This is a genomic window from Rhizobium hidalgonense (assembly GCF_005862185.2).
Taxonomy (GTDB): Bacteria; Pseudomonadota; Alphaproteobacteria; order Rhizobiales; family Rhizobiaceae; genus Rhizobium; species Rhizobium hidalgonense.
The window spans coordinates 556,920-572,756 of record NZ_CP054028.1 but is presented as its reverse complement, the minus strand read 5'-3'; the positions used below and the strand labels follow the sequence as shown (position 1 = coordinate 572,756).

Annotated in this window: 10 protein-coding genes and 1 pseudogene; 5 read left to right on the top strand and 6 right to left on the bottom strand. The window is 60.6% G+C overall.

What is annotated here, in order from left to right:
• Window positions 1-3: 3 nt before the first annotated feature.
• A complete protein-coding gene (locus tag FFM81_RS23960; protein WP_128398253.1) occupies window positions 4-1,887 on the bottom strand; it encodes a HAMP domain-containing methyl-accepting chemotaxis protein in 1,884 nt (627 codons plus the stop codon).
• Window positions 1,888-2,089: 202 nt separating this feature from the next.
• On the opposite strand from FFM81_RS23960, the gene FFM81_RS23955 reads away from it, so the two are divergent.
• Together FFM81_RS23955 and FFM81_RS23950 are read left to right on the top strand one after the other, a co-directional pair.
• Window positions 2,090-2,797 (top strand): DUF4272 domain-containing protein, encoded by a 708-nt coding sequence (locus FFM81_RS23955; protein WP_128398252.1) that lies wholly within the window; start codon window positions 2,090-2,092, stop codon window positions 2,795-2,797.
• 162 nt (window positions 2,798-2,959) lie between these two features.
• The gene (locus FFM81_RS23950) at window positions 2,960-4,006 is read left to right on the top strand and encodes a magnesium and cobalt transport protein CorA (protein WP_003572749.1); all 1,047 of its coding nucleotides are present in this window, start codon (window positions 2,960-2,962) and stop codon (window positions 4,004-4,006) included.
• Here FFM81_RS23950 and FFM81_RS23945 read toward each other — a convergent pair.
• From FFM81_RS23945 to FFM81_RS23925, 5 genes and pseudogenes are all read right to left on the bottom strand, one after another.
• Window positions 3,971-4,779 (bottom strand): annotated as a pseudogene (locus tag FFM81_RS23945) (phosphotransferase enzyme family protein). The gene FFM81_RS23950 and the pseudogene FFM81_RS23945 overlap by 36 nt on opposite strands.
• Before the next feature lie 26 nt (window positions 4,780-4,805).
• The gene (locus FFM81_RS23940; RefSeq protein WP_138384444.1) at window positions 4,806-5,666 is read right to left on the bottom strand and encodes an MBL fold metallo-hydrolase; all 861 of its coding nucleotides are present in this window, start codon (window positions 5,664-5,666) and stop codon (window positions 4,806-4,808) included.
• A 91-nt stretch (window positions 5,667-5,757) separates the two neighbouring features.
• Window positions 5,758-6,207, bottom strand: coding sequence for a hypothetical protein (locus tag FFM81_RS23935; RefSeq protein ID WP_025417645.1), 450 nt, complete (start codon window positions 6,205-6,207; stop codon window positions 5,758-5,760).
• Complete coding sequence (locus FFM81_RS23930) at window positions 6,204-6,458, bottom strand: hypothetical protein (RefSeq protein WP_025417646.1); 255 nt, start codon at window positions 6,456-6,458, stop codon at window positions 6,204-6,206. The genes FFM81_RS23935 and FFM81_RS23930 overlap by 4 nt, the downstream gene beginning before the upstream one ends.
• A gap of 73 nt (window positions 6,459-6,531) precedes the next feature.
• Window positions 6,532-6,888 carry a hypothetical protein gene (locus FFM81_RS23925; protein WP_138384445.1) on the bottom strand — a complete coding sequence of 119 codons (357 nt, stop codon included), beginning with the start codon at window positions 6,886-6,888 and terminating at the stop codon, window positions 6,532-6,534.
• Between the two features lie 237 nt (window positions 6,889-7,125).
• Between FFM81_RS23925 and FFM81_RS23920 the strand changes: the two genes are divergently transcribed.
• Genes FFM81_RS23920 through glgB form a run of 3 tightly spaced genes read left to right on the top strand, consistent with a single transcriptional unit; the run spans window position 7,126 to window position 15,836 of the window.
• Complete coding sequence (locus tag FFM81_RS23920) at window positions 7,126-10,353, top strand: alpha-1,4-glucan--maltose-1-phosphate maltosyltransferase (RefSeq protein WP_138384446.1); 3,228 nt, start codon at window positions 7,126-7,128, stop codon at window positions 10,351-10,353.
• Entirely contained in the window at window positions 10,354-13,635 is a 3,282-nt protein-coding gene (gene treS / locus FFM81_RS23915) for a maltose alpha-D-glucosyltransferase (protein ID WP_138384447.1), read from the top strand. It begins immediately after the preceding gene.
• Complete coding sequence (gene glgB / locus FFM81_RS23910) at window positions 13,632-15,836, top strand: 1,4-alpha-glucan branching protein GlgB (RefSeq protein WP_138384448.1); 2,205 nt, start codon at window positions 13,632-13,634, stop codon at window positions 15,834-15,836. Before treS ends, glgB begins: the two co-directional genes overlap by 4 nt.
• The last annotated feature ends 1 nt before the right edge of the window (window position 15,837 follow it).

The following is a 15,837-nucleotide window of genomic DNA, read 5'->3' as shown; positions in this document are numbered from 1 at the left end:
GTCCTAGCGGCGTGCGGCAATCGCATGGATGGCGGTGTGGGCTGAAGGCTGCGCCATCGTTCTCACTGTCGAGCGAAGGGCTGACGACTGGTTGGACGCCGCATCGTCGAGCCTGAACTGGGCGATAAGTTCGCGAAGTGTCTGGGCTTGCTGCGCGAGTGAATCGGATGCCGCCGTCGACTGTTGCACCATGGTCGCATTCTGTTGCGTGGTCTGGTCCATCCGGTTGACCGCAACATTGACTTCGCTCAGTCCGACGGACTGCTCTTTCGCAGAGGTGGCGATCGAGTCCATATGGTGATTGATCTGTGTGATGAAGCCGCCGATGGTCTTCAGGGCTTGGCCGGTGTCGCGCACCAACTTGACGCCGCTTTCAACTTCCTTCGAAGAGTTCTGGATCAGGCCCTTGATTTCCTTGGCGGCACTTGCCGAGCGCTGGGCGAGTTCGCGGACTTCCTGGGCGACGACGGCAAAGCCCTTGCCGGCCTCACCTGCACGTGCGGCTTCCACGCCGGCATTGAGCGCGAGAAGATTGGTCTGGAACGCGATTTCGTCAATGACGCTGATGATGTTGGAAATCTGCTGAGAAGAGGTCTCGATGCGCTCCATCGCTTCTTCGGCGTGGGAAACGACTTCCGCGGAGATGCCGGCGCTGCGATTTGCCTCGGTGGCCACCGTGCGCGTCTCCTCAGTCCGCTTGCTGGAGTTCGCAACGTTTGCGGTGATCTCTTCCAACGCGGCTGCCGTCTCTTCGAGCGAGGCCGCCTGCTGCTCCGTGCGCTTCGACAAATCGCTCGCACCGGAGGAGATTTCCCGCGTACCTTCGTCGATCGTCCCGATGCTGTCGGAGATCGCTCGGAGCGTCGCGCCAAGCTGGGTGACGGACTGGTTGAAGTCGTGGCGCAGCGCCTCGAAGTCGGGCGCGAAGGTCTCGTTGATCTGAAAGGCGAGGTCGCCTGCGGCCAGCCGCTTCAGTCCGGCGGCGAGACCCGAAGTGGCAATGCGCAACCGCTCCGAGGCGTCGGCTTCCGCTTGCTTCTGAGCTGCAACACGATCGGCCTCTGCCCTGTTGCGGTTTTCTTCGGCGTCGAGTGCCATCCGCTTATTCGTGATCGCGGCTTGACGGAAGATCTCGACGGCTCCAGCCATCGATCCGATTTCGTCAGCGCGGTGGGCAAACGGAATCTCCGCCTCGGTGTCGCCGTCGGCCAGCCGGCGCATCGCGGCGGTGATGCCGGTAATCGGATTGGCAATGCCGGTCAGCACGAAGGCGACGGCGCCGAGAACGAGCAACCCGGCCACGCTGATTGCGGCGAGCAGATAGAATTCTATGGAGTCGAAGGTTTCCCTGCTGAGGGCGGCAGCTTTGTTACTGCCGCTGACGTCCAATTCGACCAGGGCGGCCGCGGCTTCCTTGAGCTTGTCCGAATAGGAGCGCATCTCACCGCCCAGATATTTGCCGGCTTCTTCCGTCTTGTTGGCGCGGGAAAGGGCGAGCAGCTGCGAACTGCTGGCGATGTAGCCTCCAACGCTCTCCTTTATCGTCTTGATCAGGTCGCGCTCGTGGTCCGATGACGCCAGCGGAAGGTAGGCTTCCACCGATTTACCAACCGTAACCTCGGCGGCTTTGATGGCCTCTTCGCGTGTTTTCTTTTCAGCCTCGGACTGCGCGATGATGTGGTCACGGTAGGCGAGGCGCAAATTCGTCATAGCGAGATTGATCGATTGCGAAGCCTGGACGCTCGGCAGCCAATGGGTTGCGATTTCTTCGGTGGAGCCGTTCGTGTTTCGAAGACCATCGACCGCGAGATAGGCGACGAGACCGAAAAGAAGGGCTATACCGCTGAAAATCAACAGCAAGCTCGATTTAATGTTTGGACGACGCATTGTAAGTCCTCGATCGAACGGTCCGGCCTCATACCGGCTTGGCCAGGGACTTTTGTATCGGAAAAAATTTAACGATTTGCTCAATCTGTAAAATCCCGTTTACCACCCCTGCGGAAACCGACGTCGCTTTTGCGCAAAACACATCCCGATAGCGTTGGAAATGTTTATCGATCCGTCAAAGAGATGAGAGGAGCCATACACGGTGAAGCGCCTATTTTCTGTCCTTCTTGCACTGATCCTTCCGGTACAGACAGCCGTCGCGCAACCCGCCGATGAGGCAGGGGCGCGCAAAGCCCGGTCTATCGCCCAGCTTCAATCGGAAGGCGTGCCGACGATTGATCACCTGCCGACCGTCGAGCCCGAGAACGAGAGTACCCGCCGAAATACCAAGCAAGTCGTGGAGCGCACGATCGCGCTTGCGATCGTTGCCGTGAAAGGCGAGACCGGCGACCACGAAATGGTGCAGGCTCTCATCCGGCAGTTCGACGCAGCAAGTTTTTTCACTCCGAAAGAGCAGGTGTTCATGGACGATCCCGATCCCTCTGACCAGGACCGGGCAAACTTTGCCTGGCGTTACGAGGGCGTGCACGTGATGTTGTGGGCGCTCGGAATTTCACCTGAGCTCGAACGTCCTGACCATATTTGCGATGTGCCGTTCATCGCGAAAACACTTCGCGAATTGGGAACGGATGGTCTGATACGCCGTGCCAGGCTGCGCCCGCAGAAAGAGCTGCTCGACGCCGCAGACCTGATCTACCGCTATGACTGGGCGGCGGTGAACGCAAGACTGAAAGGCGAGGAGCCGCCCGCCAGGTTGGACAAGGGCGTGGTCTACGAATGGCACTACGCCCTCAACTGGCTGATCGGCTACATGGACCAGGACTGGGACGATATTTCCACGGATACGTGATGTCGGCCGCTCATTCTGCAATGATGGGGCCAAATAGATATCTCCCACCCAGCCCGCGCGCTGAGGCAGATGAATGTTTTACGAAATGGCATTATGATTGACGCAGCGCGTGATCGGCGTTGGCCGGACGTGCTGCATGTGCGCGGACGGGAGGATGACAGTTTGGAACGGTTGAGGGATCTGGACAGTGTTTCCGCGCGGCAAGCCAGCGGTTCGCCGTCACCGCGGCACGAACAACGGCCGGGTGTTGTGGCTGCCGCCGTTTACCAGCATGGGCAACGCATCCGCGACATCAAGATAGAGGAAGCCGGTGAATGGCGCGGGCAGGAAAACGCTGTCGTCTGGATCGGCCTGCACGAGCCGGACGAGGTGCTACTGCATCAGGTCCAGGCCGAGTTCAATCTCCACGCTTTGGCGATCGAGGACGCGGCGCAGCCCCACCAGCGCCCGAAGCTGGAGATTTATGGGGACGCAATGTTCATCGTCGCCCGCACCGCCCATATGAAGGATGACGAAATCATCTTTGGCGAAACGCATTTGTTCGTCGGCCGCGGTTACGTCGTCTCGGTTCGCCACGGGGATTCGTCCTCTTATCTGGCGGTACGGCAGCGATGCGAGGCGACGCCGGCAGCGCTGGCCCACGGCGAGAACTACATTCTCTATTCCATCCTCGATTTCATCGTCGACAATTACATGCCGGTCATCGAGGTCGTGCAGGAGGAGGTCGAAAAGCTCGAAGACCTTGTGTTGCGCGAACAGCTGGCCAAGGGCGACATCGAGCGGCTTTACCTCTTACGCCGCAAGCTTCTGCGACTGCGCAATGCCGTGGTACCGCTCGTCGACGTCTGCCGGCGATATGAGCATATCGATCTCCCCGGCATGGATCCGACGCTGCAATCGCTGTTTCGCGATGTGACCGATCACGTGCGCCGGGTTCAGGAAGATATCGATGCTCTGCGCGAGGTCCTGGCCTTTGCCTTCGAGGCCAGCGTGATGATCGGCCAGACGGAGCAGACCGCGATTGCGCGCAAGCTCGCTGCCTGGGCGGCGATCCTCGCCGTTCCCACGGCGATCGCCGGCATTTACGGGATGAATTTCAGCGACATGCCGGAACTGAAAACCCAGTACGGCTATTTCGTCGTGCTCGGCGTCATCGCCGTCCTGTGTCTCGGCCTATTCGGCTTTTTCCGCCGCAGGAAGTGGCTCTAGCTGTAGCAGCGCTTTCAAAAGTCGGTCTCGATGCTTCTGCACATAGCCGATATCGCTGAGATACAGCTGAGCATCTCCTGCAGCCACGTCCTCCACGAAGGTCTCGTCTCCGGCCGAGGCCCTTGCCTGCATGAAATTGACAAGCGCTTGGAGCCGCCTGCAGATCATCTCCGGGAGCTGTTGCCGTTCTTCTGCCGTTGTCTCATAGGCCGTGCAGAGAGTTCCGCTCGCCGCAGCTGTTCGTCGAGGCCTGAAATCACGCCGGGATGGGAGGCACCGGACAAGGGCGCCCAGCGGTAAACCGCATAGGCCAGATCCCACAGTCGCGGTGCGGGATGCGCGGTGTCGAAATCGATGATCCCGACAGCCTCACACTCTGCCGTGGTGACGTTGTAAGGCGCGTAATCGCCATGGCAGACGATTTCGCGCGGTTCCTGCGGCGGCAGCATCCATGTCTGGATCGCGTCATCCGTTGCCAGAAACCCTTGAGATGCCGAATGAAAATGCCGCAGAAGCCTGGCTGCGGACATCAGCATACGCTCCGATCCGATAGATCGGTCGCCCAAGTTTTCGCAGACGCGCCCGGCGACGTAGCCGACGATCTCCTGGTTTTCCCCTGAGATGCCGATGGGCTCCGGCGCCGCCAGAAAGCCTCGGCTCCTGAGATGGCGCAAAAACCGATGCACCGTCGGCGTCCATGCGCCTGATGGTCTGATGATGGTATTGCCATCGCGCCAGATCTGCCCGGTCCGTCCGCCGTCCAAAGGTTTCACCTCATCTCCTCCAGCCTATCGTTCCTTTATGCGGATTTCCGTTTTTCAATATGGGCCTGAACCGTGGCGCCAAGGTTGGTCTCATGGCAGTTCCGATAGAACGTCACGGTCTCCGCAGGCATCCCATGGGGGATGGCGATGAAGTCTTCAAGCCGGAAGCCGCTTGAACGGCTGAGCTGCCCGTCCGCCAGCTGGCTTTCGCTCAGCCCGTCGACACGTTCGGCCAGGGATTGGAAATAAGCAAGGTTCGCCTTCACCGTCGAAGGCGAAGATGTCTGTCCATGCGCGGGGATGACCAGCCTCGCATTGAGATCACGGATCCGCTCCAGCGATGAACGGATCAGGCGAAGGTCTTCGGCGCTTTTGCTCCAGACTTCGGGGATAGGATATTCCACCGCGTCGACGGCCAGGCAGATGCGAAGTTCGGGAATCCAAATGGCGATATGGTCGGGGGTGTGCCCGGGCGTATGGATGAGTTCGAGCGTCAGATCGCCGCCGTTGAGAACCATTGAGCCGGAGAAGGTGAGATCGGGGCCGATGAGTTCGACATTGTGAAACCGCGATTCCTGGCTGGCTTTATCCTGCAAAACCTGCCGCGCGGAGGGGTCACGCAAACGGTCGAGTGCCGCGGCATGCGCGATAATCGGTGCGCGGACGGCAACGGCACCATTTCCCCAGAAGTGATCCCAATCCATATGCGAATTGATAACGATCAGCGGGTGAGCCGCCTTTTCGTCAAGCAGGTCCAACGCCGTCCGGCATAGCTCAGGCGTTCCGAGCGTATCGATCAGGACGTTGAATCTCTCCGTCCTGACAAACATGGCATCGACTTCGTCCCCCGCCCGAACGATCACGATCCGATCGTCAAGTTCGGGATAGGTGCACAATTATACATCCACGTTTGGTTGCCTCTATTGCAATCGGAATGATCTCGTCGAGATGTTTGAATTGTTCGGGTGATGAAGCACCATAAGCGCTTCATGGCTGCTCGTCCCGCGGCGTGAAGGAGAGCCTCCTCCGGTTGTTTTCCGCAATGATCGCAGCTTTGATCTGATTGAAGAACGGCTCAGGGATGAATCCGTAATCCACGCGGCTGGGGTCATCCAGTCGTGGGCGCAGATCATAACCAGGCCAGATAAAGCGGTTCAGTTGAGTCAGTCGCAGCCAATGTCGCCCGCCATCTAGGCCAAGTGATTTTGCGATTGCAGCAGGTATCTCAAGCGATGCCGAGCCATCGGCCTGGTCGGGCTGCGAGTGCGTGATGGGTACGACAACGACCTGAATAGCCGTTGTGTCTTTTACCTTCGTTGCAAGAACGATCGCACAAGGCCTGTCCTTGGATGCTTCGTATTTTCCTTTATCGTAGTCCTCTTTCCAAAGAAACGAATATCTGATCACCAAGCCCGGTGCGGGTTCGGGAAACTTCACTTCGGGGCAACGCCGTATTGAGCGTTTTCAATGTCCGAAATCGTGTCCTCGTCCAACTCTCCGACGATGAGAACTTCACGCTCCCTACGCTTCAGGTTCTTATAGTGTTCAAGCTCGCTTGCAGAAAGATAGCCGCCGATGACCCGCCCATGGCTTGTGACTTCAATAATCTTTTCAATCAGCGCCTCGTCCTGATATCGTGCGAAGCCGCGAGCGAACGTGGTCGCCGGCACTCTCAATATCTGGGCCATTATCCCTTCTCCGATTATATGTGTAAAATACGTAAATTACACAATTTGTCAATGTTGCGTGTCGACCTGGCGCTCAATTCGATTTCTGCTGCACCGGCACGGCGACATCCCAATCGCTCATCACGGCGTTCGGCACGGCGGCTGCGCATATCACCGTCACGCTCGGTTTCGAGCGGTCGAGGCTCTTCGGCGTCCACTGGGTCCGGAGCGGGACCGCACATGGAGGAACCAGCACCTTGGCGTTGGGTTCAAGCACCTTCCACTGCTGTTGCCCTTTGGCGTTCTCCCGCTCGATGAAGTGTCTCGCCTCCTCACGGATTTCATGCAGGCCGTGTTTGTACTCTGTGGAGCGATCGGTCTCGATGCTCCAGGAGGTGAGGCACAGGGCGCAAGCCAACAGGCCTGCAGTGACGAGGATCGATCGAAGCATGGACGGGCTCTTAACAGCGAACTGACTCACCTTCGCTTACGACGCAAGACTACTCGGATGCGGCTGGGATTCTCAAGGTCTCTTCGTCTCGCGGCAGGGCTTTGATGCTCGGGCGAAAGCCCCCTCGATCTGGCGCCGATGCGACTGATGATTTCGTACAGCTGCGAATTGGCTGTGCCGGTGGAACAACAACCGCCGAAGGAAGTTTGCCTGAAAAGCAACTCGAGGCGGCGGCCGATGTCATTTTCTGCGAACGGGGGTGTGTTGAGCACCCCGCCCCGGATTTATTATGTCAATCCGCTCCTTCTCCAGGGCATCGATGCATGGCGCGAGATTTTCGACCATGCCGCGGATATCGGTTTCGATCATGTGCTGACGGCGCCTCTTTTCGATCGCGGCGGGGAAGGCAGCATCTTTATCTCCCAGGATTTCGATCGTCTCGATCCTGAACAGCAACTCGGAAGCGCGGTCGAGGATGGGGTGGCGCGCCTGGCGGAGGCTGGCCGCAAAAGCGGCGTTGCCTTAATGATGGACGTGGTGGTCGACGGCAGGGCGCGGGATCCTCACGCAGGCTTTCGCCCTGTCGATCCGAGGCGTTCGCCACTGGACCCGGCGGAACCGATGACGGCGATGGCGGCGGAACGGCAATCGCAGCTATTGGCGGAATGGACCGAACGGCTGCGGCGGCTGAGCGGTCTTGGTCTCTCCGGTTACCGGATGCTCGGGATTGATCGCGCCGCACCGGCCCTATTCAAATCGCTGATTTCGGCAGTGCGCGAAAAGACCGAGGCGCAATTCCTGGCCTGGACGCCCGGCACCGATTTTGCGGTGAGGGGCGGGATCAGGGGGGCAGGTTTCAACGGCTGTTTTTCGTCGATGGCCTGGTGGGATTTCGACGAGAGATGGTTCGTTGACGAGCATCGCGTGCAACAGCCGCTCGGATGGCAGGTCGCGTTTCCGGAGCCGCCCTTCGCGCGGCGCATCGCGCATGGAACCGAGAGCCGCGAGATCCTCGAACGGCGCGCCGTGAGAGCCTTGCGCCTTGCCGCTTCGCTCGGCGGCGGCCTGCTGGTTCCGATGGGTTTCGAATATGGCGCAGCCACGCCGCTCGATCCGACCCATGGCGATGGATCGGGTTTGCGCCGGCTGCGCCATGACCTGTCTTTCGACATCTCCTCCGAAATTCGCCTTGCCAATACCGAGATCGGCAAGAACGGCCATGTGCCAGCCCCATCGCTGCGCCTGATCCGCAACGCCAATGGACCGGTCTCGGCCCTTCTGCAATCCGAGGGGGAAGATCTGCGCAGCGCTGACAATGTGCGGTTCATCCTGCTGAACAGGGACCTTCGGCGAAGTGCGCCTGCGCCGGTGACCGCACTTCGCGAAGCAGCCTCCGGTTTTCTTCCCTCTGCAGCCGATGGCGCGGCTCTGCGTCTGCGGGCAGGGGAAACGCTGATTATCGAAGGCAAGGCGCCGGTGCCGATCACCTCCAGGCCCGCTATGGAGATCGCGCAGGCGACGGCATCGCCGCGGCTTGCTATCGAAAACATCATGCCGCGGGTCGATGACGGGCGTTTTCCAGTCAAACGGGTGGTCGGCGACATCGTCACCGTCGAGGCAGACATATTCGCCGACGGCCACGACCCGATCGCCGCCGTCCTGCTCTGGCGGCCGCTCGATGCCATGACGGACTGGAACGAGACGGAAATGCACCCGGTCGAAAACGATCGCTGGCGCGCCGAATTCCTGCTGGAGCGCATCGGGCGCTACGAGTTTGCAGTCGAGGCATGGAAGAATCCGTTTGCGATCTTCCGATACGAGCTGACCAAGAAGCACGACGCCAGGTTGGACCTGAAGCTGGAGCTTCAGGAGGGATTGACCCTCGTTCGCGCCGCCAAGGCAGAAGCGTCGGCGGCGCTCGGCGCCGATTTGCAGGCTCTGATCAACAGTCTCGAAAACGCTTCGGATGCCGAGCGCACGGCGATCCTGCTCGATCCCAAAACATCCGAGCTGATGAACAAAGCCGACAGGCGGCCGTTTCGACTGCGTTCGGCGGCAAGCGCCGTCGATGCAGAGCGCAAGGCGGCAGCCTTTGCCAGCTGGTACCAGATTTTTCCGCGCTCGCAGAGCGGCGATCCCAACCGGCACGGCACCTTCGACGACGTCATTCCACGATTGGCCGATATCCGCGACATGGGCTTCGACGTGCTCTACTTTCCGCCCATTCACCCAATCGGCTCGACCAACCGGAAGGGCCGCAACAACAGCCTGAAGGCAGCACCCGGCGATCCGGGTAGCCCTTATGCCATCGGCTCCGAGGATGGCGGCCACGATGCCATTCATCCCGAACTCGGGGATTTCGAGGATTTCGGCCGGCTGGTCGATGAGGCGGGCCGGCATGGGCTGGAGATCGCTCTCGATCTCGCGATCCAGGCCTCGCCCGATCATCCCTGGCTGAAGGAGCATCCCGGCTGGTTCGACTGGCGTCCCGACGGCACGATCAAATACGCCGAAAACCCGCCGAAGAAATATGAGGATATCGTCAACGTCGATTTCTACACGAAAGACGCGCTGCCCTCGCTCTGGGTGGAGCTGAGAGATATCGTCCAGCTTTGGGTGGACCAGGGCGTCAAGCTGTTTCGCGTCGATAATCCGCACACCAAGCCTTTTCCCTTCTGGGAGTGGCTGATTGGCGATATCAGGGCGCGGCATCCCGATGTCGTCTTCCTGTCGGAAGCCTTCACCAAGCCGAAGGTCATGTACCGGCTGGCAAAGATCGGTTTCTCCCAATCCTACACCTATTTCACCTGGCGCAACGCCAAATGGGAGCTCGAGCAATATATGCGGGAGCTGACGCAGACAGCGCCGAAGGAATTCTTCCGTCCGCATTTCTTCGTGAACACCCATGACATCAATCCGGACTTTCTGCAGAACGCACCGCGCCCGGCGTTCCTGATCCGCGCAGCACTGGCCGCCACGCTTTCGGGATTATGGGGCGTCTATAATGGTTTCGAACTTTGCGAAGGGCGTCCCGATGCCAAACGCAAGGAATACGCCGACAGCGAGAAATACGAGATTCGCGCCTGGGACTACGACCGGCCGGGCAATATCGTCGCCGAAATCAGGATGCTCAACCGTATCCGGAACGAAAATACCGCCTTGCATTCGCATCTCGGGCTGACGCTGCTGACCGCCTGGAATGACAATATTCTGTTCTTCGAAAAGGCAAGCAGGGCCCGCGACAATGTCCTGCTGATCGCCATCAGCCTTGATCCCCACAATTTCCAGCAAAGCGACGTCGAGCTGCCGCTCTGGCACTGGTCGCTCGGCGATGACGGCGCGCTGGATGCCGAGGATCTGGTCGGCGGACATCGCTTCAAATGGACCGGCAAACGGCAGAGCGTCAGCCTGAACCCTGCGATCCTGCCCTTTGCGATCTGGCGCGTACGAGCAGCGGAGGCATGAATGGACACGATGAACCCCGATGGCGCTGAGCAGCCCCTCTGGTACAAGGATGCAATCATCTATCAGCTGCATATCAAGTCGTTCTACGACGCCAATGGAGATGGCGTCGGCGATTTTGCCGGCCTGCACGCCAAGCTCGACCATATCGCAGCACTTGGCGTCAATGCTATCTGGCTCCTGCCTTTCTTTCCATCGCCGCGCCGCGACGACGGTTACGACATCGCCGATTACGGCAGTGTCAGCCCCGACTACGGGACGGTGGAGGACTTCCGCGCTTTCGTCGACGCCGCCCATGAGCGCAATATCCGCGTCATCATCGAGCTCGTCATCAACCACACCTCCGATCAGCATCCCTGGTTCCAGCGCGCCCGTCAGGCGCCTGCGGGATCGCCGGAACGCGACTTCTACGTCTGGTCTGATAGCGATCAGAAATTCCCGGAAACGCGCATCATTTTCATCGATACGGAAAAGTCCAACTGGACATGGGATGCGGTGGCCGGCGCCTATTACTGGCACCGCTTTTACTCCCACCAGCCTGACCTCAACTTTGACAGTCCCCTGGTCATGGAGGAACTGCTGAAGGTGATGCGATTCTGGCTGGAAACCGGCATTGACGGTTTCCGGCTCGACGCAATCCCCTACCTCGTCGAGCGCGAGGGCACGATCAACGAAAACCTGCCGGAGACCCATGCGATTCTCAAACGAATCCGCGCAGCCCTCGATGCCACCCATCCCGGCGTGATGTTGTTGGCCGAGGCGAATCAGTGGCCCGAGGACACGCGCGAATATTTTGGCGAGGGTGACGAGTGCCACATGGCCTTCCACTTCCCGCTGATGCCACGCATGTATATGGCGATCGCCAAGGAGGACCGGTTTCCGATCACCGATATTCTGCGGCAGACGCCGGAGATCCCGGAGAATTGCCAATGGGCGATCTTCCTTCGCAATCACGACGAACTGACACTCGAAATGGTGACCGACGCCGAGCGCGACTATCTCTGGGAAACCTATGCATCCGACAAACGCGCCCGCATCAATCTCGGCATCAGGCGGCGCCTGGCGCCGCTGATGGAGCGGGACCGCCGGCGCATCGAGTTGATGAACGCGCTGCTGCTTTCTATGCCGGGAACGCCTGTCATCTATTACGGCGACGAGATCGGCATGGGTGACAATATCTATCTCGGCGACCGGGATGGGGTGAGGACGCCGATGCAATGGTCGCCGGACCGCAATGGCGGCTTCTCCCGAGTAGACCCGGCGCGCCTCGTCCTGCCGCCGGTCGCCGACCCGCTCTACGGTTTCGAGGCCGTCAACGTCGAGGCGCAGAGCACGGACGCGCATTCGCTGCTCAACTGGACGCGAAAGATGCTGGCGTTGCGCGGCAGGCATCCGGCCTTCGGGCGCGGTTCGCTGCGTTTCCTCTCGCCCGAGAACCGTAAGATCCTCGCCTATCTCAGGGAATATGACGGCGAGACCCTGATGTGCGTCACAAACCTCTCGCGGCTGCCTCAAGCGGTCGAACTCGACCTCTCGGCCTTCGAGGGGCGCGTGCCGATCGAACTGACCGGCATGTCGCCCTTTCCACCGATCGGACAACTGACCTATCTCCTGACGTTGCCGCCCTACGGCTTCTTCTGGTTTCAGCTTGAGGCCGATGCCGACCCGCCGGCATGGCGCACCGCTCCGCCCGAACAGTTGCCCGATCTCGTGACGATGGTCCTTCGCCGCGGCCTGCTCGACCTCGTCGACGAGCCGAGGCTCGGACGCGTGCTCAGCGCCGAAATTCTGCCCGCTTATCTCTCCAGGCGGCGGTGGTTCGGCGCAAAGGACCAGCCGCTTCGGGCGGCCCGGCTTATCTCGGCGACGCCGATCCCCTATGCCGATGGGATCGTTCTCGGCGAACTGGAGGTGGAGCTCCCGGATCACAACGAATCCTATCAGTTACCGCTGGCGGTTGCCTGGGATGATGCGCAACCCTCCGCCTTGACCCAGCAGCTTGCGCTCGGGCGGGTTCGGCAGGGCAGGCGGGTCGGCTTCCTGACGGACGGGTTTGCAGTCGAGCCGATGGCGCGCGGCATCCTTCGCGGGCTGGCCGACCGCTCGCGCATCACCGGACGCACCGGCACCCTTGAGTTTCTCGGCACCGAGCGGCTCGACCGTCTGAATGTGACCGACCAGATGCCGGTTCATTGGCTCTCGGCCGAACAGTCCAACAGTTCGCTGATCGTCGGTGACGTCGCCATGATCAAGCTGATCCGGCACATTTTCCCGGGTGTCCATCCGGAGGTCGAGATGACACGGTTTCTGACCTGCGCGGGTTACGATCACACCGCTCCGCTGCTCGGCGAGGTCGCACACACCGATTCCAGCGGGCGCCGCTCCACCTTGGTCATTGTCCAGGGCGCGATCCGCAACCAGGGCGACGCCTGGAACTGGATGTTGAATAATCTTCGTCGCGGCGCCGACGAGCTCGTGCTGAACGACCCTGCGGTCGAGCCCGGCGACGATGTCTTTCGGCCGTTGATCAGCTTCGTCGCCATGGTCGGCATGAGACTCGGGGAATTGCATGTCGTCCTCTCCGGAGAAAACGCGGACGAGGCTTTCAGCCCTGTCGTTGCCGGTGACGATGAGGTTGAGGCGATCAGGAAGGCGGTGGCGGGCGAAGTCGCCTATGCCATGTCGAAGCTGGCGGAACGTGAGGAGAACGTCCATCCCGCGGTCGATCTGCTCGCCCGCCCGCTTCTGGAGCGCCGTTCTGAACTCGTCGAACTTGGCGCCAGCCTTGCGGAGAGCGTCCGCGGCACGCTGATGACGCGCACGCATGGTGACTTCCATCTCGGCCAGATCCTGGTCAGCGAGGGCGATGCCGTCATCATCGACTTCGAAGGCGAGCCCGCCAAAAATCTCGCCGAGCGCCGGGCGAAGACGGTTCCGCTGCGTGACGTCGCCGGGCTTCTGAGGTCGCTCAGCTATCTCGTCGCCACCGCCCAGCTCGACAATGACGCGGTCACCGAACACGAAAACGAGGTGCGCCGTGGCGCCATCGCCCGTTTCGGGCGCCATGCCGAGGCGGCTTTTCTCGATGCCTATTGGCAGGCGGTCTCCGCATCGAAGGTGCTCGCCATGCCGACGGAACAACGACGGAGGGTGCTCGATGCCTTTCTTCTCGAAAAGGCCGCCTATGAAATCGCCTATGAAGCCCGCATCAGGCCGAAGTGGCTGCCGATCCCGCTTGCCGGCCTTACCGAAATCGTATCGCGCTTGGCGGGGATCAAGGCATGAATGTTGAGCGCTCGGAACTTCTCGCAGGCATCGGGCACGATGCGCTCTGGGCCTTGATCGAGGGCCGTCACGGCGATCCGTTCTCGATCCTTGGTCCGCATGAAAGCGGCGGCATGACGATCGTGCGCGTCTATTTGCCGGGCGCCGAAGGCGTCGATCTCATCGAAGCGGCGAGCGGCAGGGTGATTGCCCCTTTCAGCATCGCTCACCCCTCCGGCCTGTTTGCGGCGGCAACAGGTTCGCGGACATCCTACCGCTTGCGGATCACATGGCCGGATGGCGAGCAGGTCACCGAGGACCCTTATAGCTTCGGGCTTCTGCTCGGAGAGCTCGATCTCCACCTGATATCCGAGGGCACCCATTACAGCCTGAGCCGGACGCTCGGCGCGGTTGCGATGTCGGTCGACGGTGTTGCCGGCGTTCGTTTCGCTGTCTGGGCTCCGAATGCGCGCCGCGTCTCGGTCGTCGGTGACTTCAATGCGTGGGATGGCCGGCGAAACCCGATGCGGTTGAGACAATCGGCGGGCGTCTGGGAGCTGTTCGTTCCCCGGCTGGCTCCCGGCGAGAGATATAAATTCGAGATCGTCGATGCACAGGGAACCTGCCTGCCGCAGAAGGCTGATCCGGTGGCGAGAGCCAGCGAGGCCGCTCCGTCCACCGCATCCATCGTCGCGTCGTCGACCCCGTTTCGATGGAGCGATGATGGCTGGATGAAGGGCCGGTCCCGGCAGGCTAGACTGGAGGGCGCGATGTCCGTCTACGAGGTCCATGCCGGCTCCTGGCTGCGCGACCAGAAGGACGGCAACAGATATCTCGACTGGGTCGAGCTCAGCCAGCGGCTCGTTCCCTATGCAAGGGACATGGGATTTACCCATATCGAGCTCTTGCCGATCATGGAGCATCCATTCGGCGGGTCCTGGGGCTATCAGCCGCTCGGACTGTTCGCCCCGACCGGCCGATATGGGACGCCCGAGGATTTCGCCTATTTCGTCGACCGCTGCCACGGCGCGGGGCTGGGTGTCATTCTCGACTGGGTGCCGGCGCATTTTCCGACCGATGTCTGGGGCTTGGCCCGTTTCGACGGCAGCGCGCTCTACGAGCACGAGGATCCGCGTGAGGGCTTTCACCGTGACTGGAACACGCTGATCTACAATCTCGGCCGCAACGAAGTAAAAGGCTTTTTGATCGCCAGCGCGCTCGAGTGGCTCGAGCGTTACCACGTCGACGGCTTGCGGGTCGATGCCGTCGCCTCGATGCTCTACCGCGACTACAGCCGCAATGAGGGCGAATGGCTACCAAATCAATATGGCGGCCGCGAGAACCTGGAGGCGGTGGAGTTCTTCAAGCACCTGAACAGCATCATTCACGAGCGTTGCCCGCATGCGATGACGATTGCCGAGGAATCGACGGCTTGGCCTGGCGTCACGAAGCCGCCGGAAGAGGGCGGGCTGGGCTTCGATATCAAATGGAACATGGGCTGGATGCACGACAGCCTGAGTTATATCGAGAAGGATCCGGTCCACCGGAGCTATCACCACGGCACGATGACCTTCGGCTTGATCTATGCGTATTCCGAGCGCTTCATGCTGCCGATTTCCCATGACGAGGTCGTCTACGGAAAAGGCTCACTGCTGACGAAGATGCCGGGCGACGAATGGCAGAAATTTGCCAATCTTCGCAGCTATCTCGCTTTCATGTGGGGACATCCCGGCAAGAAGCTATTGTTCATGGGGAGCGAAATCGCCCAGCCGGGCGAGTGGAACCATGATGCCTCGGTAAGCTGGGATATGCTCGACCGGCCGCAGCATGTCGGCGTTCAGCGGCTGGTCAAAGATCTGAATGGTCTCTACGGGGACGAGCCGGCATTGCAATTCGGCGATTTTCATCCCGATGGCTTCGAATGGGCGGCTGCCGACGATGCCGTCAATTCCGTTCTCGGCATGCTGCGCTATGCCAAGGACCGCACTTCAACGGTCCTTGTCGTGTCGAATTTCACGCCGGTGCCGCGTTACGGCTACAGGATCGGCGTGCCGCAGGACGGCGTGTGGGTCGAGCGCATCACGACGGATGCACGCGAATATGGCGGCTCCGGCCTCGTCAACGGCGCAGTGTCGAGCGAACCGATACCCGCGCATGGCAGGCCCGTCTCCCTGTCGCTGACACTGCCGCCGCTGGCGACGGTTTTTCTCAGAGGGCAGTGAT